The sequence below is a fragment of the Leisingera sp. F5 genome (assembly GCF_001593695.1).
In genome coordinates this window covers 48,515-75,357 of the sequence record NZ_LUKH01000001.1, presented here as the reverse complement: position 1 = coordinate 75,357, position 26,843 = coordinate 48,515, and the positions used below count along the sequence as shown (strand labels likewise).

The 26,843-nt window shown below is 60.5% G+C and carries 23 protein-coding genes; 11 read left to right on the top strand and 12 right to left on the bottom strand.

From position 1 onward, the window contains the following. Positions 1 to 7: 7 nt before the first annotated feature. Positions 8 to 886 carry a lysophospholipid acyltransferase family protein gene (locus A2I95_RS00320; RefSeq protein ID WP_291726580.1) on the bottom strand — a complete coding sequence of 293 codons (879 nt, stop codon included), beginning with the start codon at positions 884 to 886 and terminating at the stop codon, positions 8 to 10. 252 nt (positions 887 to 1,138) lie between these two features. Beyond that, a complete protein-coding gene (locus A2I95_RS00315) occupies positions 1,139 to 4,558 on the bottom strand; it encodes an indolepyruvate ferredoxin oxidoreductase family protein (RefSeq protein ID WP_291726578.1) in 3,420 nt (1,139 codons plus the stop codon). Positions 4,559 to 4,727: 169 nt separating this feature from the next. On the opposite strand from A2I95_RS00315, the gene A2I95_RS00310 reads away from it, so the two are divergent. The 5 genes from A2I95_RS00310 to grxD all read left to right on the top strand — a co-directional run bounded on the left by A2I95_RS00310 (position 4,728) and on the right by grxD (position 9,862). Further along, positions 4,728 to 5,633: a LysR family transcriptional regulator gene (locus tag A2I95_RS00310; RefSeq protein WP_291726576.1), complete on the top strand. Its 906-nt coding sequence runs from the start codon at positions 4,728 to 4,730 to the stop codon at positions 5,631 to 5,633. A 634-nt stretch (positions 5,634 to 6,267) separates the two neighbouring features. Then, the gene (gene purL, locus A2I95_RS00305; protein WP_291726573.1) at positions 6,268 to 8,433 is read left to right on the top strand and encodes a phosphoribosylformylglycinamidine synthase subunit PurL; all 2,166 of its coding nucleotides are present in this window, start codon (positions 6,268 to 6,270) and stop codon (positions 8,431 to 8,433) included. Positions 8,434 to 8,534: 101 nt separating this feature from the next. Continuing rightward, positions 8,535 to 9,053, top strand: coding sequence for a hypothetical protein (locus tag A2I95_RS00300; protein ID WP_291726571.1), 519 nt, complete (start codon positions 8,535 to 8,537; stop codon positions 9,051 to 9,053). Positions 9,054 to 9,118: 65 nt separating this feature from the next. Continuing rightward, positions 9,119 to 9,355, top strand: a complete 237-nt coding sequence (locus tag A2I95_RS00295; protein WP_019297755.1) for a BolA/IbaG family iron-sulfur metabolism protein — start codon at positions 9,119 to 9,121, stop codon at positions 9,353 to 9,355. A gap of 144 nt (positions 9,356 to 9,499) precedes the next feature. Continuing rightward, positions 9,500 to 9,862, top strand: a complete 363-nt coding sequence (gene grxD, locus A2I95_RS00290; protein WP_291726562.1) for a Grx4 family monothiol glutaredoxin — start codon at positions 9,500 to 9,502, stop codon at positions 9,860 to 9,862. 94 nt (positions 9,863 to 9,956) lie between these two features. Here grxD and A2I95_RS00285 read toward each other — a convergent pair whose 3' ends face one another. The 4 genes from A2I95_RS00285 to A2I95_RS00270 form a co-directional block, all read right to left on the bottom strand. Then, the gene (locus A2I95_RS00285; protein WP_291726560.1) at positions 9,957 to 11,126 is read right to left on the bottom strand and encodes a calcium-binding protein; all 1,170 of its coding nucleotides are present in this window, start codon (positions 11,124 to 11,126) and stop codon (positions 9,957 to 9,959) included. A gap of 183 nt (positions 11,127 to 11,309) precedes the next feature. Then, on the bottom strand, positions 11,310 to 12,200 hold the full coding sequence (locus A2I95_RS00280) for a calcium-binding protein (protein ID WP_291726558.1): 891 nt from the start codon (positions 12,198 to 12,200) through the stop codon (positions 11,310 to 11,312). Positions 12,201 to 12,384: 184 nt separating this feature from the next. Then, positions 12,385 to 12,786 carry a cell division protein ZapA gene (locus A2I95_RS00275; RefSeq protein WP_027259042.1) on the bottom strand — a complete coding sequence of 134 codons (402 nt, stop codon included), beginning with the start codon at positions 12,784 to 12,786 and terminating at the stop codon, positions 12,385 to 12,387. Then, positions 12,786 to 13,619 (bottom strand): colicin transporter, encoded by an 834-nt coding sequence (locus A2I95_RS00270; RefSeq protein ID WP_291726555.1) that lies wholly within the window; start codon positions 13,617 to 13,619, stop codon positions 12,786 to 12,788. The genes A2I95_RS00275 and A2I95_RS00270 overlap by 1 nt, the downstream gene beginning before the upstream one ends. Before the next feature lie 243 nt (positions 13,620 to 13,862). Between A2I95_RS00270 and tkt the strand changes: the two genes are divergently transcribed. Beyond that, the gene (gene tkt, locus A2I95_RS00265) at positions 13,863 to 15,884 is read left to right on the top strand and encodes a transketolase (RefSeq protein ID WP_291726553.1); all 2,022 of its coding nucleotides are present in this window, start codon (positions 13,863 to 13,865) and stop codon (positions 15,882 to 15,884) included. 102 nt (positions 15,885 to 15,986) lie between these two features. Here tkt and A2I95_RS00260 read toward each other — a convergent pair whose 3' ends face one another. Together A2I95_RS00260 and A2I95_RS00255 are read right to left on the bottom strand one after the other, a co-directional pair. After that, positions 15,987 to 16,568 (bottom strand): hypothetical protein, encoded by a 582-nt coding sequence (locus tag A2I95_RS00260; protein ID WP_291726551.1) that lies wholly within the window; start codon positions 16,566 to 16,568, stop codon positions 15,987 to 15,989. A gap of 96 nt (positions 16,569 to 16,664) precedes the next feature. Beyond that, on the bottom strand, positions 16,665 to 17,636 hold the full coding sequence (locus A2I95_RS00255; protein WP_291726549.1) for a DUF808 domain-containing protein: 972 nt from the start codon (positions 17,634 to 17,636) through the stop codon (positions 16,665 to 16,667). Positions 17,637 to 17,882: 246 nt separating this feature from the next. On the opposite strand from A2I95_RS00255, the gene gap reads away from it, so the two are divergent. Beyond that, positions 17,883 to 18,884, top strand: a complete 1,002-nt coding sequence (gene gap, locus A2I95_RS00250; RefSeq protein ID WP_291726546.1) for a type I glyceraldehyde-3-phosphate dehydrogenase — start codon at positions 17,883 to 17,885, stop codon at positions 18,882 to 18,884. A 91-nt stretch (positions 18,885 to 18,975) separates the two neighbouring features. After that, complete coding sequence (locus tag A2I95_RS00245) at positions 18,976 to 19,119, top strand: hypothetical protein (protein WP_027259049.1); 144 nt, start codon at positions 18,976 to 18,978, stop codon at positions 19,117 to 19,119. A 156-nt stretch (positions 19,120 to 19,275) separates the two neighbouring features. Here the strand turns inward: A2I95_RS00245 and coaD are convergent, their stop codons facing one another. From coaD to A2I95_RS00230, 3 genes are all read right to left on the bottom strand, one after another. Next, a complete protein-coding gene (coaD, locus tag A2I95_RS00240; RefSeq protein WP_291726544.1) occupies positions 19,276 to 19,776 on the bottom strand; it encodes a pantetheine-phosphate adenylyltransferase in 501 nt (166 codons plus the stop codon). Positions 19,777 to 19,871: 95 nt separating this feature from the next. Then, positions 19,872 to 20,306 (bottom strand): CBS domain-containing protein, encoded by a 435-nt coding sequence (locus A2I95_RS00235; RefSeq protein ID WP_027259051.1) that lies wholly within the window; start codon positions 20,304 to 20,306, stop codon positions 19,872 to 19,874. A gap of 55 nt (positions 20,307 to 20,361) precedes the next feature. Beyond that, positions 20,362 to 21,258 carry a LysR family transcriptional regulator gene (locus A2I95_RS00230; RefSeq protein WP_291726540.1) on the bottom strand — a complete coding sequence of 299 codons (897 nt, stop codon included), beginning with the start codon at positions 21,256 to 21,258 and terminating at the stop codon, positions 20,362 to 20,364. Between the two features lie 136 nt (positions 21,259 to 21,394). On the opposite strand from A2I95_RS00230, the gene A2I95_RS00225 reads away from it, so the two are divergent. From A2I95_RS00225 to A2I95_RS00215, 3 genes are all read left to right on the top strand, one after another. Further along, positions 21,395 to 22,894 carry a CoA-acylating methylmalonate-semialdehyde dehydrogenase gene (locus A2I95_RS00225; protein WP_291726538.1) on the top strand — a complete coding sequence of 500 codons (1,500 nt, stop codon included), beginning with the start codon at positions 21,395 to 21,397 and terminating at the stop codon, positions 22,892 to 22,894. A 203-nt stretch (positions 22,895 to 23,097) separates the two neighbouring features. After that, a complete protein-coding gene (locus A2I95_RS00220; protein ID WP_291726535.1) occupies positions 23,098 to 24,132 on the top strand; it encodes a fatty acid desaturase in 1,035 nt (344 codons plus the stop codon). A gap of 162 nt (positions 24,133 to 24,294) precedes the next feature. Beyond that, on the top strand, positions 24,295 to 24,897 hold the full coding sequence (locus A2I95_RS00215) for a L,D-transpeptidase (RefSeq protein WP_291726533.1): 603 nt from the start codon (positions 24,295 to 24,297) through the stop codon (positions 24,895 to 24,897). A gap of 77 nt (positions 24,898 to 24,974) precedes the next feature. Here the strand turns inward: A2I95_RS00215 and A2I95_RS00210 are convergent, their stop codons facing one another. Beyond that, on the bottom strand, positions 24,975 to 26,807 hold the full coding sequence (locus A2I95_RS00210) for a UDP-N-acetylglucosamine-peptide N-acetylglucosaminyltransferase (protein WP_291726532.1): 1,833 nt from the start codon (positions 26,805 to 26,807) through the stop codon (positions 24,975 to 24,977). Between the last annotated feature and the right edge of the window lie 36 nt (positions 26,808 to 26,843).

The following is a 26,843-nucleotide window of genomic DNA, read 5'->3' as shown; positions in this document are numbered from 1 at the left end:
AGCTCTCTCATGCGCGGTGTTTCTCTTCGAACTCAAACCCGTAACCGAAGGATTTGAGCGGTACTGGAGACAGCTCATACGTGGCTTTGCGCAGAAAATCCATAAGCGCTTTTGTATCTTTGGCCAGAGGGTCCAGAACGTCACGGCCGATGGGCTCGCCGAGAACCACCCGGACCGGTGTGTCAACGCGCTTGCGGAATTCCTTGATCAGCAGCCCCATGCGCAGGGTGGCATGCAGGTGGCTGGCGATCTGGAACAGGCGCGAGGTGTGGCCGTCAAAGTACACCGGCACTACCACGGCGTCCGATTTGGCAATCATCCGGGCGGTAAAGCCGCGCCAGCCCGGGTCCATCGGGTGGCCCAAGGGATGCGCTGCGGTGGACACCGTGCCGCCCGGGAAGATGCCGATGGCGCCGCCCTGCCCCAGATAGCTGAGCGCCTTCTTGCGGGTTTCCAGGTTGGTCCTCATCGCCTCTTTGGTCTCGGCGAAGTCGACCGGCAGGATCACCTTGTTCAGGTCCTCGGCGCGGCGGAATACCTGATGCGCCAGAATGCGGAAATCGCTGCGGGTTTCCGCCAGGATATGGCCCATCATCAACCCGTCGAGGATGCCGTAAGGGTGGTTGGCGATCAGGATCACCGGCCGGTCCTGCGGGATATTGCTGAGCGACCCGCCCGCGATGTCCAGTGACAGCCCGTAACGGTCCGCCATCACTGACCAGAAACTGCGGCCCGAGGCCACCTCCTGCTCATAGCCTGCGGCGCGGCGGATCAGGTTGAGGCGCCCGGTGGAGTTCTCCATCAGCCGGATCAGCGCCTGGCCTGTGCGGGTAGAGGCCGAATGGGCATAGGAAATATCACGGGCAATATGGCGCTGCGCCTGCATCTGCGGGAAGTCTCCGTCTGGTGTCAGCGGCCGCATAAGGCCGGGAGTGCAGTCTGCAACAGATGCGTAACAGAGGTGTGACGGACTGCGGCAGCGGAGGACCGGGGCTCTGCCCCGGACCCCGGGGTATTTATGACCAGAAAGAAGCAACGGAACGGCAAACGCCGCGCGTCAGCGCGGCGCCGGGCCCAACCGGAAAGGGCCATCCTTTGGATGGTCCGGAGCGGGCGGGAGTGCCCCGCCCGGCCCTGGTTACTCTGCGGCCTGTTTCAGCGGTACACCGCCCTGGCGCAGGGCGGTCAGAAGCTCCTCGCGGCGTTTGGCGGCCTTTTGCTCGTTCGCCATCTTCACCGGGCCGAAGCCTCGGATCTGCAGCGGCAGTTCGGCCAGTGCCAGCAGAGGCTCCATGATCTCCGGGCTGGCTTTCGGCAGCCATTCTTTCATGTCAGCCTCGTACTGCTTGATCAGCGCGCGCTCCATCTTGCGTTCTGCGGTGTAGCCGAAGATGTCCAGAGGGGTGCCGCGCAGGGACTTCAGCTTGGCCAGCAGGCGGAAACCGCGTTCCATGCCCGCGCCGAACTTGCGTTTTTTCGGGCGGCCGTCCGGGTCAGAACCGCCCAGCATCGGCGGGGCCAGGTGGTAGGACAGCTTGAGGTCGCCCTCGAACTCCGCTTCCGCCTTGGCGCGGCTGTCCAGCAGCAGGCGGGCGACTTCATATTCGTCCTTGTAGGACAACAGCTTGTGATAGCCTTTTGCCACCGCTTCTTTCAGCGCGGAATCGCTGACGCTTTCCAGCAGCTTGGCGTAGCGCCTGGCCAGCCCTTTGCCCTGATAAGCCACCAGGTGATCAGCGCGGAAGTTGATTTTTTCTTCAAGCGTTTTCGGCTTGTTCCCGGCCTGAGGCTGGATCAGCTTGGCGGCCTCTTCCGGGTGCAGCACCGCCCAGCGGCCGATGTCAAAGGCACGCAGGTTGCGCTCTACAGCAGCGCCGTTCATCTTGATCGCCTGCTTGATCGCCTCAAAGCTGACAGGCACCAGCCCCTTTTGCCAGGCACCGCCGAACACCATCATATTCGAGAAGATCGAGTCGCCCATCGTGGCGCGGGCCAGATCAGAGGCATCGAACAGATCCACCCGGTCGCGCAGGCGGGCCTGCAGCGCCACTTCCAGGCGGTCGGTCGGCACCTTGAACTCGGTGTTTTTGGTGAACTCGCCAGTGATGATTTCGTGGTTGTTCACCACTGCGCCGGTCTGGCCAGTGGACGTGAGGCCCAGGGTTTTGGAGCCGGCGCTGACCACCAAATCGCCGCCGATCAGCGCGTGCGCCTCGCCGGTGGCGACGCGGATCGCCGAGATGTCTTCGGGGGTGTTGGCAATCCGGCAGTGGATATGCACCGCGCCGCCTTTCTGGGCGAGGCCGGCCATTTCCATCAGCCCGGCGCCTTTGCCGTCGATCTGCGCCGCCTGCGCCAGCACCGCACCGATGGTCACAACGCCAGTGCCGCCGACGCCGGTGATCACCACGTTGTGGGTGCCGTCAATCTCCGGCAGCTGCGGCATCGGCAGATGCGGCAGGTCGATGTCGGCTGTCGCCTCCTTGCGGATCTTGGCGCCTTCCACCGTCACAAACGACGGGCAGAAGCCGTTGACGCAGGAGAAATCCTTGTTGCAGGAGGACTGGTCAATCGCGCGCTTGCGGCCCAGTTCGGTGTCTTTGGGCACGATGGACACACAGTTCGACTGCACCCCGCAATCGCCGCAGCCTTCGCAGACGTCGGTGTTGATAAACACCCGCTGGTCCGGGTCCGGGAACTGGCCCTTCTTGCGGCGGCGGCGTTTTTCGGCGGCACAGGTCTGGATGTAGATGATGGCGGAAACGCCCTCGACCTGCTCGAATTCGCGCTGGATCTTCATCATCTCGGCGCGTTCATGCATCCGCATGCCTGCTGGGAACAGCTTGGCGTCGACGTCTTCCTTTTCGTCATAGACCACCGCCATGGTCTTGACGCCCATTGCGGTCAGCTCATGCGCGATCTGCTGGGCAGTCAGGCCGCCTTCTGCCTGTTGGCCGCCGGTCATCGCCACCGCGTCATTGTAGAGGATCTTGTAGGTAATGTTGGTGCCTTCGGCCAACGCGGCGCGGATTGCCTGCACACCGGAGTGATTATAGGTGCCATCGCCCAGGTTCTGGAACACATGTTTGCGGTTTGAGAACGGCGCCTCGCCCACCCAGTTCACGCCTTCGCCGCCCATATGGGTGAAGCCGGTGGTCTCGCGGTCCATCCATTGCACCATGAAGTGGCAGCCGATGCCGGCATAGGCACGGGATCCCTCCGGCAGCCGCGTCGAGGTGTTGTGCGGGCAGCCCGAACAGAAGTAAGGCAGCCGGGTGGCGATTTCCTCGGCGTTGTCGGCGCGGCGCGCCTCTGCCAGGCCTTCAAGGCCTGCTTTGATTGCTTCGGTTTCGCGGCCCTCTTCGATCAGGATACCGCCCAGTTTCTCGGCGATCATGATCGGATCCAACGCGTAGCGGGTCGGGAACAGCTCCTCGCGGTGCATGCTGCCCGCCCCCCCCTTGTACCAGCCGTAAACCCGGCGGCCCTGGCGGTCGTCAAAGATCGCTTCCTTGATCTGGATCTCGATCAGTTTGCGCTTTTCCTCTACCACAACGATCAGATCCAGCCCTTCGGCCCAATCGTGGAAACCCTTCATGTCCATCGGCCAGGTCTGGCCCACCTTATAGGTGGTCAGCCCCAGCCGTTCGGCCATGTTTTCGTCAATGTTCAGCAGCTTCAGCGCGTGCACCAGGTCAAGCCAGTTCTTGCCTGCCGCCACAAACCCGATCTTGGCGCCGGGCTTGCCCCACATGCGCTTGTCCATCTTGTTGGCGTGGGAAAACGCCTCGGCCGCAAAACGCTTGTAATCAATGATCCGGTCTTCCTGGCGGAAGCGGTCGTCGTCCAGGCGGATGTTCAACCCGTCGGCCGGCATGTCGAATTCCGGTGTGACCAACTGCATCCGGTCCGGGCTGGCGTCCACAACCGAGGTGACCTCGATCGTGTCTTTCATGGTCTTGAGGCCGGTCCACAGGCCCGAAAAGCGGCTGAGCGCGTAGCCATAGATGCCATAGTCGAGGATTTCCTGCACCCCCGCCGGGCTGACGATCGGCAGATAGCAATCCAGCAGCGACCATTCCGACTGGTGCAGCACGGTGGAGCTTTCGCCGGTGTGGTCATCCCCCATCGCCAACAGCACGCCGCCGTGTTTTGACGAACCCGCCATATTGGCATGGCGGATCGCATCGCCCGAGCGGTCAACGCCGGGACCCTTGCCGTACCACAGGCCGAAAACGCCGTCGTATTTGCCCTCGCCGCGCACCTCGGCCTGCTGCGCGCCCCACAGGGCGGTCACGGCCAGGTCTTCGTTCAACCCGTACTGAAAGGTGACGTCCGCCGCCTTCAATTGCTTCTCGGCTTTGCTCATCTGCAGATCAACCGCCCCAAGGGGCGAACCGCGGTAGCCGGTGACAAGTCCGGCGGTATTGAGACCTGCAGCCATGTCGCGGTGCTTTTGCATCAGCATCAGCCGCACCAGCGCCTGGGTGCCGTTCAGCAGCACCGGTGATTTCGTCAGGTCGTACTTGTCGTTGAGTGATATTTTGGGCGTGCTCATCGTGGCCTCCTCAACCGGGATTAGCTTGCACTTTCTGACCCTAAGAATAGGTCATAATTGCTGACCTGAATAGCCGCTTTTTTTTCGTTTTTGCTCGCTTGCGTCACGGAAACTGATACATAACTAAGATTTCATACAGTCGGCCCCAAACGCACAGAAAGTAACGCATATGGATTGGGATAAGCTCAGAATATTTCACGCGGTGGCCGATGCGGGCAGCCTGACCCATGCCGGGGACAGGCTGAATCTGTCGCAATCGGCGGTCAGCCGTCAGATTCGGGCGCTGGAGGAAAGCCTGAATGCGACGCTTTTCCACCGCCATGCGCGCGGACTGATTCTCACCGAACAGGGTGAACTGCTGTTTGACGCCACCCAATCCATGTCCACCCGGCTTGAGGCCGCCTCTGCCCGCATCCGCGACAGCGAAGAAGAAGTGTTCGGTGAACTGCGCGTCACCACCACGGTCGGGTTCGGCACCCTGTGGCTCGCCCCCCGTCTGACCAAACTGTATGAACAATACCCCAATCTGAAAATCGACCTGATGCTGGAGGAACGTGTTCTGGACCTGCCGATGCGCGAGGCTGACGTCGCCATCCGCATGAAGGAGCCCAGCCAGGCCGATCTGGTGCGCAAGCGGCTGATGACGGTGCGGATGGGTCTTTATGCCTCTCCCACCTACCTGGAACAGCGCGGCACCCTGGAAACTTTTGAAGACATTTCCCAGCACCGGCTGATCTGCCAGAACCAGCGCTCCGCCCAAGTCGGCTCAGCCGCGGTTCTTGGCAAAATGCTGATGGCCCATAACCCGGGATCGCTGCTGACCGTCAACAACTATTTCGGCGTGCTGCAGGGCGTGCTGCACAATCTGGGGGTCGGCATTCTGCCGGATTACGTGACCGAGGAATTCCCGCAATTGGTCGAGGTGCTGCCGGAAGAAGATCAGCACAGCGTGCCGGTCTACCTCGCCTACCCCGAAGAACTGCGCCATTCGCAGCGGGTCGGCGCGTTCCGCGACTTTGTGCAATCCGAAATCATGGCACATCGGAAGCATATGAAAGAGCTGGGTAAACTCTGAACCCCGCCGGCGCCTCAGCAGCCCGAATTCGCGCTGCATTGCAGCGGCTGGACCGGTTTTGAATTGTTCGAACCGGTGCAGCCGCTGCAAGCCATGCAATTTCCGCATACCAGCATTGACCCTTCTTTGACATTAATCCCCTTGAAGGGGCAGGCCCGGCGCCCTAAATGAAGCTCATGGAGGCGGCGGCTTCGCCCCCCTTCATACCTCCCTGTTGGACTTCGGCCGAGCTTAGTGCTCGGCCTTTTTTTTGGCCGTAACACATTGACCCCAAAGGGCTAATGAACATCAGGCAGCCTGGATCCGCGCCTCCTGATCCATAAAGCTTCCGGCGGCCTTCCGGCGGGGAAGGACATGCACTTGGGTAGCAAGGCGGAAAAAACAAAGTCTTTTCTTTTCTTTTTCAAGCCGCAGGGGACTTTCGCCATGCTTGTAATTTCAGCGTGTGGCCGGCTGCGCGCCGGTAAATCTACCGCTTTGAAAAGACTAAAGCTTAACCCTGTGCAGCGGATCAGCCGCTGCGGCGCAAAGACGCCTCTGCCGGCATCTGGCCGGAAGCCGGCTGATTCCGCTTCCCCCGCGCCCTTCCTTGCCCTAAAAGGCGCGCAATCGCAGCCATTGGGGACGTTTACGGATGCAGGAACCCGCCATCACGCCTGAACTGATTGCCAATCACGGGCTGAAGCCCGACGAATACGATCTGATCCTGGAAATCATCGGGCGCGAGCCGACGTTCACCGAGCTGGGCATCTTCTCGGCGATGTGGAACGAGCACTGCTCTTACAAGTCCTCCAAGAAATGGCTGCGCACTCTGCCGACCGACGGCCCGCAGGTGATCTGCGGACCCGGCGAAAACGCGGGCATCGTGGATATCGGCGACGGCGACGCCGTGGTGTTCAAGATGGAAAGCCACAACCACCCCTCCTACATCGAGCCCTATCAGGGTGCGGCAACCGGGGTTGGCGGCATCTTGCGCGATGTCTTTACCATGGGCGCGCGGCCCATCGCCTCGATGAACTCACTGTCCTTTGGCGAGCCGTCCCACCACAAGACCCGCCAGCTGGTCAACGGCGTGGTTGAAGGCATCGGCGGTTATGGCAACTGCTTTGGCGTGCCGTGCGCAGGCGGTGAAGTCCGCTTCCACCCGGCCTATAACGGCAACTGCCTGGTCAACGCCTTTGCTGCGGGTCTGGCCAAGACCGACAGCATTTTCTACTCCGCCGCATCCGGCGTTGGCATGCCAGTGGTTTACCTCGGCGCCAAAACGGGGCGTGACGGTGTTGGCGGCGCGACCATGGCGTCGGCGGAATTCGACGACACCATCGAGGAAAAACGCCCCACCGTTCAGGTCGGCGATCCCTTCACCGAAAAACGCCTGATGGAAGCCACGCTGGAGCTGATGCAGACCGGCGCAGTGATCTCGATCCAGGACATGGGCGCTGCCGGCCTCACCTGTTCTGCCGTGGAAATGGGCGACAAGGGCAAGCTGGGCGTCAAGCTGAACCTCGAAGATGTGCCGCAGCGCGAAGAGAACATGACAGCCTATGAGATGATGCTGTCGGAATCTCAGGAACGCATGCTGATGGTGCTGAAGCCCGAGCTGGAAGCCGACGCCCGCGCAGTGTTCGAAAAATGGGATCTGGATTTTGCTATCGTCGGCGAGACCATTGCCGAAGACCGCTTCCTGATCCTGCACAACGGTGAAGTGAAGGCCGATCTGGTGCTGTCGAAACTGGCCTCTACCGCGCCGGAGTACGACCGCCCCTGGGTGCCGACCCCGGCGGCTGAACCGCTGACCGACGCCGACGTGCCCACAATTGATCCGATTGACGGCCTGAAGGCTCTGCTGACCTCGCCGAACTACGCGGGCAAGCAGTGGGTTTACGAGCAATACGACACCACCGTGATGGGCGACACCGCCCGCCGGCCCGGTGCGGGTTCCGGCATTGTCCGGGTGCATGGCACCGATAAGAAACTGGCCTTCACCTCCGACGTGACCCCGCGCTACGTCAAGGCAAACCCGTTCGAGGGCGGCAAACAGGCCGTGGCCGAGGCCTATCGCAACCTGACAGCTGTAGGCGCCAAGCCCTTGGCAACAACTGACAACCTGAACTTTGGCAACCCCGAAAAGCCCGAGATCATGGGCCAGTTCGTCGGCGCCATCAAAGGCATCGGCGAGGCGGTTGCGGCGCTCGACATGCCGATCGTTTCCGGCAACGTCTCGCTCTATAATGAAACCGACGGCAAGGGCATCCTGCCCACCCCGACCATCGGCGCCGTAGGCCTGATTGCCGCGGGCGAGGAGCCGATCATCGGCGAGGCCCGCGACGGCCATGTGGCCCTGCTGGTGGGCGAAACCATCGGCCATCTGGGCCAGTCCGCCCTGCTGGCCGAAGTCTTCAACCGCGAAGACGGCGACGCGCCGGCGGTTGATCTGGAAGCTGAAAAGCGCAACGGCGAGTTCATCCGCGCCAACCGCGAGCTGATCAAGGCCTGCACCGACCTTGGCGACGGCGGCCTGGCACTGGCAGCGTTTGAAATGGCCGAAGAGGCCGGCGTTGGCGTGCAGATCGACGCGGGCGACACCCAGACAGTGTTTGGCGAAGATCAGGCGCGCTACCTGATTGCCTGCAATTTCGACCAGGCCGAAGGGCTGATGCTGGCCGCCGGCCAGGCCGGCGTGACCATTACCTCTGTCGGTAAATTCGGTGGCGACACAGTGAAAATCGGTGGTTCCGAGGCGCCGCTGGCCGAGCTGAAGGACGTCTTCCGTTCCAGCTTTGCTGCTGCTGTCGCCTGATAGAAACACGCGGCGCCTTTTACCCGGCGCCGCAGCAGACTGATACTTAGGGTGGGGTAGCGCAGCTGTCCCGCCCTTTCTTTTGACACGGGGACCGGCCCATGACCCTTCCTGAGCTGACAGAAGATTGCAGCCGCTGCGCAGGTCTGTGCTGTGCCGCCTATCCGTTTGAGGCGCATGAGGATTTCGGCCTGCTGAAACAGGCAGACACCCCCTGCCCCAACCTCACCCCGGATTTCCGCTGCTCCATCCACGGCGATCTGGCAACTTGCGGTTTCGGCGGCTGCGTGGCCTATTCCTGCGCCGGCGCTGGCCAGCGGGTGACGCAAGTGCTGTTCGACGGCGAAACCTGGCGCGATGATCCTGACCTGCTGACCCATATGACCTATGCCCTGCGGGTGCTGCGGCCCATCCACGAAGCGCTTCTGGTGCTTCAGGAGGCCGCCGCTCTGCCCTTGCCGCGGGACCTGCAAACCCGCTGCGCAGACCTGACTGCCGCGCTTTGCCCGGATGATCCTTCATCCACCTGGGATTTTGAGGAGGAAGCCGTGCAAGACGCACTGGCGGCGGTGCCGGAATTTGTCGAAACCCTTGCCCCTTTTGCGCAGGACGGCGGTTAATCCCGCTTGCACAGCCCCCGGTGCCAACCTACATTTTTACCAAACAAGACAAAGGACTTCCCCGGATGCCCATGCAAGCCCACGAAATCGAAGAACTGCTGCGCGAGAGCTTCCCCGACGCTGAAATCCAGGTGGCCGGCACCGACGGCGTGCATATGTCCGCCATGGTCGTCGACGAAAGCTTCCGCGGCAAGAACCGCGTCCAGCAGCAGCGCGCCGTCTACGCCGCGCTGAAAGGCAAGATGGACGGCCCCGACGGCGAGCTGCACGCCCTGGCGCTGACCACCAAGGCGCCAGAGTAACGGCATGGATTGGCTGCTTGAGTTTGCGGGAAATCAAGTTTCTCCGGCTGCGGCCCTTTTATTGCTGCCCATTGTGGCATATCTCGCGCTCAACGACTTTCTGCCAGTCCACCCACGGCGGCACGACGAAAAGGACATAAACCAATGACCGACGTAAAATCCCGCATCGACGAAACCGTCAAAGCCAGCGACGTGGTGCTCTTCATGAAAGGCACCAAGGAAATGCCCCAATGCGGCTTCTCCTCGCGTGTGGCAGGCGTTCTGAACTACATCGGCGTGGACTACACCGATGTGAACGTGCTGGCGGACGAAGACATCCGTTCCGGCATCAAGGAATACTCCGACTGGCCGACGATCCCGCAGCTTTACATCAAGGGCGAATTCGTCGGCGGCTGCGACATCATCACCGAGATGACCCTGTCAGGCGAGCTGGATGGCATGTTTGATCAGAACGGCATTACCTTTGACAAGGATGCTGCCGACAAGATCCGCGAAGCCAACGGTTAAGTCGGCAAAGGCGTAATAGCCAAGCCTGATTTGATAAAAAAAGGCCTGCCGCAATTTCTTGCGGCAGGCCTTTTTCGGTTTGTTGCTGCGGCGGTCAGGCCGCGTCGATCAGCACCAGATCGTCGGTGGTAAAGGTTTCGCCCGCCCCCAGCAACCGGGCCACAACCTCGCCCTGCTGCAGGATCAGCGCATCGCCGGTTTCTGCATCGTTTTCAACGCTGTAGTCGTCAGCATTCACGGTTTCGCTGCCATTGTCAAAAACCAGCTGAACCACGTCTTCGCCGGCTGTGTAGTCGGTGATGGTAATGACACCGGTTGCGTCCTGCGACATGTACAGGCTGAAGTCATCCTGACCCTCGCCGCCGGTTCCGGTATCGCCGGCCCCCATCAGCAGGAAGTCATTGCCCGCGCCGCCATCCAGCATATCGGCGCCGTCATCCGCCGTGGAGAAGCCGACGCCCTCAAGCGTTGAGCCTTCCTCCTGGTCGCGCAGGCTGGCAATCTCTTCCGGCGTCAGATCCCGCGTCAGGTTCACGCCGCTCAGGGCATCATTGCCGGCGCCGCCGTTCAAAACATCCGCGCCATTGCCGCCGATCAGGTCGTCATCCCAGGCACCGCCGTCCAGCGTATCGTCCCCGTCTTCCCCGAACAGAACGTCAATGCCGCCATCGCCTGCCAGTGAGTCGTTTCCGGCGCCGCCATAGGCGATGTCGTGAAACTCGCCGCCGGAGATAGTGTCATTGCCTTCGCCGCCATAGGCCACGTCTTTTCCGGCGCCGGCAATCAGCACGTCGTTTCCGATGCCGCCTGTCAGGCTGTCATAGCCCAGGCCGCCAACCAGCGAGTCGTTCCAGTCGCCGCCGTCCAGCGTATCGTTACCGCCTTCACCGAAAATCGTGTCGAGGCCGCCGTCGCCGGACAGGAGGTCATTGCCGTTGCCACCGTAAATCAGATCATGAAACGCACCGCCGGACACGGTGTCGCTGCCGTCGCCTGCAAGGATGGTGTCTTTGCCCTCGCCGCCAGAGATCTGATCATTGCCGCCGCCGGATTGCACCCGGTCGGCCCCGGTTCCTGCGTCCAGAACATCGTCTTCATCGCCCAGGATCAGATCATCCGGCCCGTCCGTAGGCAGGGTCCCCGGCAGTACAGGTTCAGGGTTTTCATCAATGGGATCAGGCTCGGGCGCGTTATCATCGCCGTCATCAAAGCTGATTGCCAGGCCGGCAACTGCCAATGTGCTCAGAACAAGTGCGCCAATCATTTAATCCCCCAAAGGTAGAAAGCTGAAATACATCACAACTCAGCTACGGGAATTCTTCAAATTGGTCCAGATTTTGTTGTTATTTTGCCTAAAACTTGCCGCAAACGATTTGTTCTCTAAAAAGCAACAATGAACTTCAGGCCCGCAATTGCTTGCACGAAACAGGTGGTGTTTCAGACTGGGTCACCCCGCATTTGCGGATGCACTGCCCGAAAAGCCCAGGTTTTCCAAAGCAAAACTGTCCCCGGCCTCCAACAGCCTTGCAATCAGCTTTCCATCCTTCAAGACAAGTGCGTCGCCGCTGTCTTCCTCATGCTGAACGCTGAAACCGCCGGAATTCCCGCCTGCAACCTGAACAGCATCTGTTCCGGCCTCAAAATCCTCGATTGTGATAATGCCGGTTGCATCGGGATCATGGTGCAGCTCGAACACGTCCTTGCCGCTGCCGCCAGTGGCAGTATCCCCAGCCCCCAAGGCCAGGAAATCATTGCCCTCGCCGCCGTCCAAAGTGTCTGCTTCGTCATCTGCCGACAGGGCAAAAATATTCTCCGCCTGCTCGGTGCCGTCGCGCAAGGATTTCAGGGTCCCGGCATCCGGTTCCGGGTCAACACTGACGCCAAAGAGATTGTCGTTGCCGCGGCCGCCGGACAAGTCGTCCGAGCCCTCGCCGCCTGCCAGAACATCATCCCAGTCCCCGCCTATCAGCGTGTCGTCGCCGGTGCCGCCGAAGAGGATATCCTTGCCGCCGTCGCCGTCCAGCACATCCGCGCCCGCGCCGCCCAGCAGAATGTCGTGGAATTCACCGCCAGACAGCTGATCTGAGCCGCCCTCGCCTTGCAGGATGTCCAGCCCCAGGCCGCCGGAAACCGTGTCATCGCCGCCGCCGGCGCGCACCTGATCATTGCCGCTGCCGGCATCAATGCTGTCGGCCTCCTCGCCAAGCTGCAGGCGGTCTGAATGTTCCGTCGGCTCGGTGTCCGGCAGCTCCTCTTCCGGCAGCGGCAAGTCGAAGTCATAAGCACTTGCCGAGGCGCCGGCCAGCAACAAGACTCCCAGGATCAATGCTTCGTACATTCTGTGCTGCTCCACTGCTTCAGGACTTCTTCCCTGGCGGTGAAACTATCGCAGACGGCCGCCGCGGACGACCGCCGGGCGGCATGATTGCATGAAAAACAGTGTTTCCGGCGGGTCCGGCAAAGGCCGGAAACCGAACAATATTTTGCCGCTTTCTTCCGCCCTGCGCGGGCGCCGGCCATTCTCAACCTGCCGGCTGGGCTTTTTCTTCGATTTCCTGGGCCAGCGCCTCGGTCCGGGCGGCCAGTTCGGCCAGGCTCTCAGTGACTTGCGGCGGCACGATCGGGACTTCGATCCGTTCAGGTTCCGGCGCAGGCATGGCCCGCAGATCCGCCAGCTCCTGATCACGCTCAGCCAGAACGGCCTCGACTTCCTTGATCCGGTCCTCGACCGCCGCGGTTTTGTCAGCCAGCATCAGCCCGGCCATCAGCAGCATCCGGGCCTCGGGCATCCGGCCGATCTGGTCCGACAGCACCTGCGCCTCGTCGTCCAGCATCTTGGCAGCGGAATGCAGATAGCTTTCCTCCCCCTCCTGGCAGGACACCTCAAAGCCGCGGCCGCCGATCATTATGGTCACTTCGGGCATCAGACTTCCTCCCCTTCCGGCAGGTTGCGGGCATTGGCCAGCAGCGGTTCCAGCTTGGCCAGCACCGCGTTGACCTGGGCCTGGTCACTGGCTTGCGCTGCGCGCAATCCCTCGATCTCGGCTTCCATGGCCGTGTTGATCAGCCCGGCATCGCCCAGACCTTGGGCATTTGCGTCGCGCAGCGCGGTGTTGGAGGCACGCAGCTCCTCATTGGCCTGGCGCAATTGCTGCAGTTCGGTATCAAGCCGCAGCAGGGTTTCATTCTGGTGTTCGATCTCTGCGCTCATGTCCTGGGCGGGGGCTGCTTCCGCTGGCGCTGCCGCAGAAGCCGAGGCTTCCTCCAGCTGGGCCTTCAGGCTGTCATTGGCAGCCTGGGCTTCAGACAGTTGGTCTTCCAACGCTTCCTTGTCGCTGGCGGCGGTATTTGCTGCTGCCTCCAGCTCGCCTTTGAGACGCGCAACTTCGCCGCGCAGGGCTTCTTTTTCCGCCGGATCCCCGGCTTCGTTGCGCAACAGCTGCAGCTCGGCTTCCATCGCTGCCACATCTTCATTTGCGGCGGGAGCCTGGTTTTCGGCCTCCAGCAGACGCGTGCGCAACACCTTCAGCCGCTCTTCAAGCTGGGCATTGGCAAGCTTTTCTTCTTCCAGCGCCTGCTCAATCTCTGCTGTTGCCGCGCCAGCTGCCGCCGCCTCCGCTGCTTTGGCAGCCTCTGCAGCAGCTTCTGCAGCCTTGACCTTATCCGCTTCGCGCGCGTCCTGCAGGGCAACCGAGCCGGCGCCGATACGCTCAAGCGCGGCCTGAATGCGGCCTTGCAATTCTTCAATCTGGTTCATGCCTGTCCCTCACCCGTCCACATCAGTGCCATATTCATTCCGGCGCCCGCGCGAATCGCGCATCTGCCGCCGACATGGGCCAGTTCTTCCCTTTCAGGGATAAAACACCCCCCCTTGTCTTTCAACCACTTGCCGCGCCAACTTCGCGCAACATAGCAGACATAGGCGCAACCATGCTTGATCTTTGCGGCATCGCTGTTATTGAGCGCAGCAATTGCCTGTTAACGCCAAAGGACGATCCAAGTGGACCTGACAGCCCTGCGCACCGCCAATCCCGACCATTGGAACAAGGCCGCCGCCATCCGCGCGCTGGCTCTGGACGCGGTTGCCGCCGCCAATTCCGGCCACACCGGTATGCCGATCGGCATGGCCGATGTGGCCACCGTGCTGTTTGAAAAGCACCTCAAATTCGATGCATCCAACCCGGCCTGGCCGGACCGTGACCGCTTCATCCTGTCGGCGGGCCACGGCTCGATGCTGATCTATTCGCTGCTGTACCTTGTGGGCGACAAACAGGTCACCCTGGATCAGATCAAGAACTTCCGCCAGACCGGCGCGCTGACTGCGGGCCATCCGGAAAACTTCCTGCTGGATGCGGTTGAAACCACCACCGGCCCGCTGGGTCAGGGCATCTCGAACGCCGTCGGCTTTGCCATGGCCGAAGAAATGCAGCGCGCCCACTACGGGCGTAAGGTCGTGGATCACCACACCTATGTGATCGCTGGCGACGGCTGCCTGATGGAAGGCATCAGCCAAGAGGCCATCGGCCTTGCCGGCCGCCACCAGCTGGGCAAGCTGATCGTGTTCTGGGACAACAACAACATCACCATCGACGGTACCGTTGAGCTTTCGGACCGCACCAACCAGGTGCAGCGCTTCAAGGCGTCGGGCTGGCAGGTGCTGGAAATCGACGGCCACGACCCCAAGGCCATCGACGAGGCCATCGAAGCCGCCAAGAAGTCCAAGAAACCGTCGATGATCGCCTGCAAGACCCACATCGCATTGGGCCACGCCGCGCAGGACACTTCCAAGGGCCACGGCGCGCTGACCGACGCAGACCAGCTGCAGGCGGCCAAAGACGCCTATGGCTGGACCGGCGGCGCCTTTGAGGTGCCGGCGGACATCAAATCCCAGTGGGAGGAGATCGGTGCGCGCGGCAAGTCCGAGCGTGAAGCCTGGGAAGCCCGCTTTGCCGAATTGTCGTTGCAAAAGCAGGACCGTTTCAACCGCGCCTACAGCCTGGACGCGCCGAAAAAACTGTCGGCTGCCATCAAGGCGCTGAAAAAACAGGTGAGCGAGGAGCAGCCCAAGGTCGCGACCCGCAAGTCCTCGGAAATGGCGCTGGCCGTCATCAACCCCCTGATGCCGGAAACCGTGGGCGGCTCGGCTGACCTCACCGGGTCCAACAACACCAAGACCGGCGATCTGGGCACCTTTGACACCGACAACCGCAAGGGCCGCTATGTCTACTGGGGCATCCGCGAGCACGGCATGGCTGCCGCGATGAACGGCATGGTGCTGCACGGCGGCGTGCGCGCTTACGGCGGCACCTTCTTCTGTTTCACCGACTATGCCCGCCCGGCGATGCGCCTGGCCGCCCTGTCGAAAATCCCGACCGTGTTTGTGATGACCCACGACTCGATCGGCGTCGGCGAAGACGGCCCGACCCACCAGCCGGTCGAACACCTGGCGATTTGCCGCGCGACCCCGAACACCTATGTGTTCCGCCCTGCCGACACTGTGGAAACCGCCGAGGCCTGGGAAATTGCCCTGACCACCAAGGACACGCCGTCGGTGATGACCCTGACTCGTCAGAACCTGCCGACCGTGCGGACCGAGCACAAGCTGACCAACATGGTTGAAAAAGGCGCCTATGTGCTGGCCGAGGCCGAGAACAAGCGCCAGGTGATCCTGATCGCCACCGGCTCCGAGGTCTCTGTCGCGATGGATGCCAAGGCCAAGCTGGAGGCCGAGGGCATCGGCACCCGCGTCGTCTCCATGCCCTGCATGGAGCTGTTTGCACAGCAGGACGAAGCCTACCGCCGCAAGGTCCTGCCCGCAGGCCCGGTGCGCGTCGGCATCGAGGCCGCGATGCGCGCCGGCGGCTGGGACCGCTGGCTGCTGGGCGAACGCGGCCAGGAGAAGAAGGCGGGTTTCGTCGGCATGGACCGCTTCGGCGCGTCTGCACCGGCCGGCGAACTGTTCGAGCGTTTCGGCATTACGGCTGAGGGCACGGTAGCCAAGGTCAAAGAGCTGCTGGGCTAAGTCCAGAGACTACTAAATCAGAAACGGGCACCCTATTGGGTGCCCGTTTTTTGTGAAGCTCCGGCTTGCCGACTGGATATTTTCAACTGGATCGGAAAATCGCTACTTGGGAGGTTTGGGAACACCACTCAAATCAAGTCGTATTCCGCTTTGATCTTCAGTCAGTTCGCCTGAAACAACGACCATATTGTCAAATCCATAACCTCTTCTGAAGCGCCCAGATAAGTCAAAGTGGGCGCTATAATGATTTTCAAAAAAACCGCCAAAGTCACCTGCACGGCTCATTGAGACAGCTCCGACTCTCCTCCCTGATCTTGGCCTTGCTAAGGCAATGAACCACTCACCATCTATCGTTAAGCTATCGTCGTCCGCGAACACAGGGCCGGGCTGTCCGTAGATTGTTGTATGTTTTTGTTTCCATTCTGAAGGATCGTTCTGGCTCGCGGCTAAGCGCTTATCAGCTTCGTTGCGGCGCCAGACTAGAACAAAAATATCGTTAAGAATCAAAACCTCGACGTCTCCTGGGGCGAAATCCGAGACGTTTATTATTGGATGAGCTGCTTGCGTGGCTGCAATGACGTCTGCTGACGGAAGTCCAGTTCGTGTAAGTTGGTAAACTCCCAAAACGATAATAGCTATTACGGTACCGGCCGTTGATGTGTAAAGAAAATCTAATCGGCGCATTATTTAATGCATGCCCTTTTCATAAGAAAAATCTACCAGCATCTTTTGACTCTTTGGGGTCACTGCAGACATTCGCCTCGCGAAACCTCGACGGTTTCAATGACCTGCTTTCTCGCCTCCAAACATTCCCAAAACCGGCCCGATCACCTTGGTCGCCAGCGGGATCAGCAGCAGACCCAGCGCCACACCAAACACCCCGTCCATCGCCGCCTTGGTGGTCCATTCGGCAAATCCGGTCCAGCCCTCAGGCACCGCGTGGCCGACAGCATAGGCCCAGTCATGGATGTGGTGCCCCAGCCAGACAAAGCCCAGCACCTCCAGCCCGTGGATGATGATGGAGCCGCCGACCCACAGCATCGCGGCGGTGCCGACCACCGACAGGATCTTCATCAGCACCGGCATGAACTTGACCAGCCCGCGCCCTAGTCCGCGGCCAACGGGCGTCGGCGCGTTCTTGGTCAGATACAGCCCGACATCATCCATCTTCACGATCAGCGCGACCGAACCGTAAACCGCCAGCGTCACCCCAACGGCCACCACCGCCAAAGTTGCCGCCTGCATCCACACGTTCGGCGCCTCGATGGCGGCCAGTGCGATGGTCATGATCTCTGCCGACAGGATGAAATCGGTCTTGATCGCACCCTTGATTTTCTGTTCCTCCAGATGGCCCGGATCCTTGATGCTCATATCCTCGTCAATTGCGTGGCTGACGTGCGGAAACAGCACGTGAAAGATCTTCTCGGCGCCCTCAAAGCACAAATAACTCCCGCCCAGCATCAGCAAAGGCGTGATGGCCCACGGCGCAAAATTGGCCAGCAGCATGGCGACCGGCATCAGCAGGATCAGCTTGTTGAACAGCGAGCCGCGGGTGATGCGCCAGATGATCGGCAGCTCGCGGGCGGGCGCAAAGCCCTGCAGGTATTTGGGCGTCACCGCCGCATCGTCAATGATCACACCGGCAGTCTTGGCCCCGGCCTTGCCCGCCGCCGCCGCCACATCATCAACCGAGGCCGCCGCCACCTTGGCAATCCCCGCCACGTCATCCAGCAGCGCCAGCAATCCGCTCATGCCAAATCCCTCAAATCCTGTCCGCGTTTGATGCGCAATCTGCCCGCTTCCGCGCCGCAGCACAAGCGTTAGCGCCACCGCCCGCGCCCGGCAGATTTCCGTTAACGCCACCGGGCAAAACCGTTACCGCCACCAGCCGCATTTTGCGCTAACAGTTTCATTTAATGCCGCTTTTACCTCTTTAGACCACATCAGCCCCGGTCTATATGGCGGTCAAAGGTTTTTGCTCGCTTGGAGACGTAACTCATGACCATCAAAGTCGGGATCAACGGTTTTGGCCGCATTGGCCGCTGCACCCTGTCGCATATCGCCGCTTCGGGCCGCGACGACATCGAAGTGATCAAGGTGAACGCCACCGGCCCGCTGGACACTGCGGCACACCTGATCAAATACGACTCTGTGCATGGCCGCTTCCCGGGCGAGGTCACCATCGGCGACGGCACCATGAACCTGGGCCGCGGCGACATGCAGATGTTCTCGACCTACGACATGGCTGAGCTGGACTGGTCAGGCTGCGACGTGGTTCTGGAATGCACCGGCAAGTTCAACGACGGTGAGAAAGCCAAGGCACACCTGGAGCGCGGCGCCAAGAAAGTGCTGCTGTCCGCCCCCGGCAAGAACGTCGACAAAACCATCGTGTTCGGTGTCAACGACGACCAGCTGACCGCTGCGGATACCATGATCTCCAACGGCTCCTGCACCACCAACTGCCTGGCGCCGCTGGCCAAGGTGCTGGACGAGGCATTCGGCATCGAGCACGGCATCATGACCACGATCCACGCCTACACCGGCGACCAGCCGACCCTGGACCGCCGCCACAGCGACCTGTACCGCGCCCGCGCCGCCGCCATGTCGATGATCCCGACCTCGACCGGCGCCGCCAAGGCCCTTGGTGAAGTTCTGCCGAACCTGAAAGGCCGCCTGGACGGCTCCGCCATCCGCGTGCCGACCCCGAATGTCTCTGCCGTGGACCTGACCTTCCGCGCTGGCCGCGACGTGACCGCCGAGCAGATCAACGCTGCGGTCAAGGAAGCCGCCGAAGGCCCGATGAAGGGTGTTCTGGGCTATGAGCCCGCGCCGCTGGTCTCCGTCGACTTCAATCACTCGCCCGAAAGCTCGATCTTTGCACCGGATCAGACCCGGGTGCTGGATGGCCGCATGGTGCGGGTGCTGGCCTGGTACGACAACGAGTGGGGCTTCTCGGTCCGTATGGCCGATGTTGCCGTAGCCATGGGCAAGCTGGGCTGAGGCATACTGGGCTGATCTCAGCCTAACCCCTTGAGATTTCACGCCCGCTCAGGTTATCTGGGCGGGCGTTTTCTATTGCGGCGGAGCCCCGATGACCAACCGGATTGCCATTTCCCTCGGCGTGTTTCTGATTGCCGCCGCCGTGATCGACATCGCTATGTTCGGCGATCAGCACATGATCTTCCTGGGCAAGAAACTGTTTGCCCTGATCGATTGGGTTGCCTTCTGGCGCTGACATCCGTCACCGCAACCGCTGCACCTGTGCGTTCCAAACCTCTTTCTTGAATAACAGCGGGGGCGCCAGCCCCCGCCCGCGCGCGCAGCGCGCCGCCGAAAGCACAAAGCCGGGCGCAGGGCCCGGCTTTGCTGACGTTCAGTTCTTTATGGAACCTCAGGCGGTTTTGCCCAGACGCTCCATCAGTTTGTCGTTAACAAGCGGAGTCACGAATTTCGATACGTCGCCATCAAGCCGGGCGATTTCCTTGACCAGTTTCGAGGCAATCGCCTGGTGCCGCGCCTCTGCCATCAGAAACACGGTCTCGATCGAGCTATCCAGGGCCCGGTTCATGCCGACCATCTGAAACTCATATTCAAAATCGGCAACCGCCCGCAGACCGCGCACGATGATCTGGGCGCCAACGTCGCGGGCGCAGTCGATCAGCAGGTTTTCGAAGGGGTGCGCAACAATTACAGTCCCGGTCTCGGTGCTGAGCTTGGCACATTCCGCCTCGATCATTCCGACCCGCTCTTCCAGGTTGAACAATGGCCCCTTGTCGCGGTTTATCGCCACGCCTATGACCAGCTTGTCCACCATCGCACTGGCGCGGCGGATAATGTCGATATGCCCGATGGTGATCGGGTCAAAGGTGCCGGGATACAGACCCACACGCATGGGCGGCCTCCTGCCTTGTCAGAATTTCTGCACACGCAAACATGTTTGCGGCCATCATTGCAAGAGGGCAGAAATACGGACTCCGCCCCTGCGGCTTAGTGCCCCATGATCATGTCTTGCAGGGCGTCCTTTTCCATCGCGACCTGGGCAAGCTGCGCCTTCACTGCATCCCCAAGGGTGATGATTCCAATGAGTTTTCCATCCTCAACCACCGGCATGTGACGGAACCGGCCATCGGTCATCTGCTGCAGGATATCCCCGACGTTGGATTGGCTTGTGCAGGTGACCAGCTCGCGCGTCATATAGCCGCTGACTGGCTGATCCAGGCAGCCGGACCCCGCTTTGGCCAATTCCCGCACAATATCTCGTTCAGAAAGGATGCCGTCCGGGTATTCGCCGTCAGCGGAAACCACTACGGTGCCAAATCGGTTCTCGGACATGACTTTCGCAGCCTCGGCAACGCTTGCATGCAGCGCGACGGTGACCACACCGGAACCGGCCTTGGACTTCAAAATCTCTTGAACAAGCATGCTGCAGACCTCCATAATATTGGCGCGTTTCAATTAAGTGTGCCGCAACGCAGCTTTAAGTCAAGGCTTCCAGCCGGGCCACCTCGTCGCGGATGCCTTTCGACAACGCCTGGGCAAACCGGTTCAAACGTTCGCTGCGCTGATCGCCCTGATGCCGCACCAGATGGAAACTGCGCGTCAGGCTGACTTTGTCGGTCAGGATCTTACGCAGCATCCGGTGGGCCGGCAGGCTGAAATCATGGGCAATGCAGACCGCCGTGCCCTGCGCCGCCATCTTGATCTGCACCGAAACGGAATTCGACGCCAGCGCCACCCGTTCGACACCGATATCGTTCAGATAGTCCAGTTCCTTGTCGAAAATCATGTCCGGTATATAGCCGATCATCTTATGGCCCTTCAGATCCGCCAGCCCTGTAATCGGCGGATGGCTCTTCAGGTAATGGCGCGAGGCAACCAGATGCAGCCGGTAGTCGCAGATCTTCTGCACCAGAAGCTTGCCCGCTGTCGGCGCGCTGACGGTCACCGCCATGTCGGCCTCTCGGCGGCTGAGGTTGATCACCCGCGGCAGGGCGACGATCTGGATATCCAGATCCGGATTTTCTTCGGCGATCTGGGCGCAAACCTGCGGAAGAATGTAATTGGCGCTGCCGTCCGGCGCCCCGATGCGGATCTGGCCGGACATAGTGTCATTGGGGCCGCTCAGCGCTTCAGTCCCGGCTCGCATTGCCTGTTCAGCGGCTTCTGCATGCACCAGCAGCCTGTCGCCGGCAGCGCTGAGCGCATAGCCCTGCGGCGATTTCACAAACAGCGGGGTTTCCAGAGCTGCCTCGAACCGGGCAACCCTCCGGCCAACTGTTGCGGGGTCCATTTTGAGGATGCGGCCGGCACCCGACAGGCTTGCCTCCCGTGCCACCGCCAAAAACACTTTCATATCATCCCACTGCGGATCCATTGGCCCGGGTCCTCCGTCTTGCGGCTAACGTTCCGTTAACCTTTTGCGTTCCTGCAAAGCCTGTTTGAAATCTTTCCTCTTTTCCGATGATTTTTGCAAGCCTAGGATTAAGGCAAGATGAACAGAGGAGGATCCGATGAAAGAACTCGGCCACTTTATTAACGGCGCACTGGTCTCCGGCACTTCGGGCCGTTTTGACGATATCTTCAACCCTGCAACCGGCGAAGTGCAGTACCTGTGCCCGATGGCCAGCGTTGCGGAAACCACTGACGCCATTGAAAAGGCAGCGGCGGCGCAGCCCGCCTGGGGGGCAACCAACCCGCAGAAGCGCGCCCGTGTGATGATGGCCATGGTCGGCCTGATGAACCGCGACATGGACAAGCTGGCCGAGGCGCTGAGCCGCGAACACGGCAAGACCATTCCGGACGCCAAGGGCGACATCCAGCGTGGTCTGGAAGTGATTGAATACTGCGTCGGCGCGCCGCAGATGCTGAAAGGTGAATTCACCGACAGCGCAGGCCCCGGTATCGACATGTATTCCATGCGCCAGCCGCTGGGCGTTGTCGGCTCGATCATGCCGTTCAACTTCCCCGCCATGATGCCGCTGTGGCACGTTGGCCCGGCCCTGGCCTGCGGCAACGCCGTGGTGCTGAAGCCCTCTGAGCGCGACCCCTCGGTGCCGCTGATGCTGGCCGAACTGTTTGTTGAGGCAGGCCTGCCCGCAGGCGTGTTCCAAGTGGTGAACGGCGACCGCGAAGCGGTTGACACCATTCTGGACAGTGAGATCATTCAGGGCGTGTCCTTTGTCGGCTCCACCCCGATCGCGCAGTACATCTATTCCCGCGCTACCGCCAACGGCAAGCGTGCCCAGTGTTTTGGCGGCGCCAAGAACCACATGATCATCATGCCCGACGCCGATCTGGACCAGGCAGCAGACGCGCTGGTCGGTGCAGGCTTCGGTGCGGCAGGCGAACGCTGCATGGCGATTTCAGTCGCCGTGCCGGTCGGTGAGGAAACCGCCGACAAGCTGATCGAAAAGCTGATCCCGCGTATCGAAAAGCTGAAGGTCGGCCCCTACACCGCAGGCGACGACGTGGATCTGGGCCCGGTTGTGACTGCTGCGTCCAAAGAACGGATCCTGGGCCTGATCCAGTCCGGCGTCGATCAGGGCGCCAAGCTGGTGGTTGATAACCGCGACTTCAAACTGCAGGGCTACGAGGACGGTTTCTTTGTCGGCGCGCATCTGTTTGACCATGTCACCCCCGACATGGACATCTACAAGCAGGAAATCTTCGGCCCGGTTCTGTCCACTGTCCGTGCAGACAGCTACGAAGACGCGCTGAAACTGGCGATGGATCACGAGTACGGCAACGGCACCGCGATCTTTACCCGTGATGGCGACACTGCCCGTGACTTCGCCAGCCGCGTCAACATCGGCATGGTCGGCATCAATGTGCCGATTCCGGTGCCGCTGGCCTATCACACCTTCGGTGGCTGGAAGAAATCCATGTTCGGCGACCTGAACCAGCACGGCCCCGACAGCTTCAAGTTCTACTCCCGCACCAAGACCGTGACCTCGCGCTGGCCCTCGGGCATCAAGGAAGGCGGCGAGTTCAACTTCAAAGCGATGGATTGAAGCATCCCGTTTGCACGATTTCAAAGGCCCCGGATCTCCGGGGCCTTTTTTGATCAGACTTCGAAAATCCGGGGCCAATCGATCACTATTTTGCGGTTTAGGCAGAATTGACCCTGTTTTGGCAGGCCTGCGGCAGAATTTCACTTGCCCCACGCGACTGGTAGTCTATCCGGTCTGCATCAGACAAATAAAACGGCAGGCGTATGAGCAACTCCCCAGACCCCACCAGGCCGCAGGCGGCCGAGAAAACGGCGCGCGACTGGGTGAAGGTCCTCGCGCAGTACCGGGAACCCGATCACAGGCGCAGCGCGTTTGAGCTTGCGATCACGGTTGTCCCTTTTCTCCTGCTCTGGGCTCTGGCCTGGTGGTCGCTGTCGGTCAGCTACTGGCTGACGCTGGCGATCTCCATTCTGATCGCAGCTTTCCTGTTGCGCCTGTTCACCATTCAGCATGACTGCGGGCACGGTTCCTTCTTCCGCAACCGCCATGTCAGCGATTGGGTCGGCCGCATCATCGGCGTTCTGACCCTCACCCCGTATGACGTTTGGCGCCGCACTCATTCGATCCATCACAGCACCCACGGCAACCTGGGCAAGCGCGGCATGGGCGACATCCACACGATGACCGTGTCCGAATACCGGGCGCTGGGACGCTGGGACCGGATGATGTACCGGATCTACCGCCATCCTGTGACCCTGTTCGGATTCGGCCCCGGCTACCTGTTCTTCCTGCAAAACCGCATTCCCTACGGTCTGATGAACCAGGCCCGCTACTGGATCAGCGCGATGGGCACCAACGCCGTGATCCTCGCAGCAGTCGGCATTATCTGGTACTTCGGCGGGCTGATGCCGCTTCTGCTGATCTTTGTGCCGGCAACGCTGATCGCCGCAACAGCAGGCATGTGGCTGTTCTATGTGCAGCATCAATTTGAGACCACGCAGTGGGAACAGGAAGAAGACTGGCAGCTGCATGACGCCGCCCTGCATGGCAGCTCGCACTATGTTCTGCCGCCGGTTCTGCAGTGGATCAGCGCCAATATCGGCATCCACCATGTGCATCACCTCTACAGCCGCATCCCGTTCTACCGCCTGACCGAGGTTCTGCGCGACCATGCGGAACTGGCCGAAGGCAACCGGATGACCATCCGCGAAAGCCTGGCCAATGCGCGTCTGCACCTGTGGGACGAAGACAGCAAGCGCCTGCTGTCCTTTGCCCAGGCCCGGCCGCTGTACTCCTGACGCTTCATGACGCCCCCCGGGGCCGTGTTCCGGGCGGCGGTCTTCCGCCGTTCGTTCAACACAAGCTTGTGAGGCGCAGCAATTCCGCTATGCCGCCTCTATGAAAATCTGTCTGCCTGCTTATGTTGCTGCAGAGTTTTCGAGCAGCAGGGTTGAGGAAAAATGACCAATCTCAAAATCACCCGCCGCGCCACCCTGATGGGCCTTGGCGCCTCATTGGCCGCTCCGGCCGTCCTGCGGGCGCAATCGACGGATGCCTTTCCGCAAGACGAACCGGCCATTCGTGAAGAAATTCCGGTGCAGCGCAATGTGTCCGCCTTCACGCAGCAGGACTGGCAGGATCATTTCGACACGCTCGGCGCCGGCTGCCTGCTGGCCGATATCAGCTCCCGCGCGCTGCATTACTGGGGGGCGGACGGAGAAACCTACCGGCTGTTCCCCTCCTCTGTGCCGATGACCGAGGATCTGACCAAACGCGGCTACACCAAAGTGGTGCGCAAACGCGAAAACCCAAGCTGGACTCCGACCGCTTCCATGCGCGAACGAGATCCCACCCTGCCCGTCCGGATCGAGGGCGGCGTTCCCGGGAACCCGCTGGGCACCCGGGCGATGTATCTGGATTGGCCGGCCTATCTGGTGCACGGAACCCACGACACCCGCAAGATCGGACGGCAAAGCTCCTCCGGCTGCATCGGCCTGTACAATCAGCACGCCGAGGAGCTGTTTGAAATGGTGCAGATCGGCACCCAGGTGCGGCTTCTGTGACCGCCGCCGCGAAACAAACCGACAATTAACGGAGCGCAGTCTCGCCAGACTGCGCTCTAATCTTTTTGCGGCTGCAATCAGTCCAGGCTGATGTGATCTGGTTTGAGTCCGGCATCAAACCTGGCCAGTGCTTTTTCCATCAGTGCTTCAAAATTCCGGGTGAACAGCTCAGTATTGTAGAGCGGCCCATTTGTGATGCCATCCCTCAAACGCGTCTTTATCTCGGCCAAGTATTCTGGCTTGCGTGCAATCCTGAGAGCAAGGGCCTGGTATTGCTCCGGTGTTTCAGCGATCAGATCGTCTAGTCCAACACAGGTCAGCAAACTGGCTGCTACACGGGCCGAAAACTGCTTCCCCGGCATGGTAATCACCGGGACTCCGCTCCACAGCGCTTCGCTCGCCGTTGTGTGTGCATTGTAATTGAACGTGTCGAGGAACAGGTCCGCCTGTGGAAGTCTGGACAGATGCGCTGCTTGGGGCACCCGTTTTGCAAAGATGATCCGGCTGGCCATAATGCCTTGGTTTTGGGCCTCTTGGATCAGTGTTTCTTTTCCCGCTTCCGAAGGTTCCAGGAGCCAAAGAACGCTGCCCGGAACCTCCTTCAGCAGCCCAATCCAGATCTCGAACACCTTCGGTGACGTTTTGTAAGGGTTGTTGAACGAACAGAAGACAAATTTGTCGTCTGGCAGGCCCAGCTGTTTCCGGCTGGGCGTCTGTTCGGGGCGCACCCTGCTGCCATCATTCACTTGATACGTTCCGGGCATGTACAGGATTTTTTCACTGTAGTTCTGCCTCATACCCTTCGGGACAGTTACATAGTCAGCAACTAGATAATCCATCTCCTGCAACGCCGTTGTGCCTGGATAGCCCAAATAGGAAACTTGAACCGGAGCTGCCCGGTAACAAAATACCCCTAATCGGCTCCCGGCGGTGTAACCCTTCAAATCAACGGCAATATCAACTCCGTCTTCCCGGGCAAGTTCCGCAATCTTCCTGTCAGGCAGCTTAGCAACATCCCGGTACTTGGCCACAGACTGCCGGACACGTTCCTGCTGGTTGTCGCATTCACCGGACCCAGTATCGTACACATAGATTTCGAACCTGTCCGGGTCATGCAATTTGAACATCCCGCCCATAAGAAACATGGTCGCATGAGCGAAGAAATCATTCGAGAAATATCCTAGCTTTATCTTTCCAGCTTTCCTGGAACTGATCCGGGGCAATGGCTGCCCCCCTGGAACAGCCTCCAGCGCCTTTGCCATTCGAGCAGACCGCCGTTTTTGGAATCCGGGATCGTCGGTCAGCGGCAGGAAGATGAACGGATCCGGACATCCGTCTTCCCAGTTTATTTCCTTCAGTTTCGCTTCAAGACCGTCAAAAGCGCTCCAGTCGCACTTTTTCAGCTTCAGGTACAGCAATCTGCTCCAAGACATTGCGCAGTTTGCACCCGCTCCAATGGCCAATTCATAAAACTCAAGCGCGTCCTCTTCCCTTTTCTCAATCATCAGAAAGTTTGCTATTGCTAGATGGCATTTGGTATTTGCCGGCTCCATCCGAAGCGCTTTGTTCAGGATTTGAAAGGCTTCGCTCTTGAGGCCAGCCATTCGCAACGCTTCCGCGAAACTGATAAGAAGCCGGACCTCCCGTGGGCTGATCTTGATTGCTTGCTGCAGTAACGGGATGGCACCGGCCGGATTTTGTGAGACGATATTCGCTAGCGCCTGCGCATAAAGCCTATCTGCTGGGCTTACCGCGGGACGCCGTTCTGAAGAGCCATTACCATTCCGTTCCGAAGATTCCCGCCGGCCGAATACCGGCACGGTTCCTGGAAGCACGTTCTTCGTTTCACTGTCGTGTTCTGCCGGGAAGGAAGTCATTGCGGGACTTTGAGAACTAAAAAAATGCTGCATTCTAACGCCTTCTGCTGCTCTTAAGACTGAACTGAG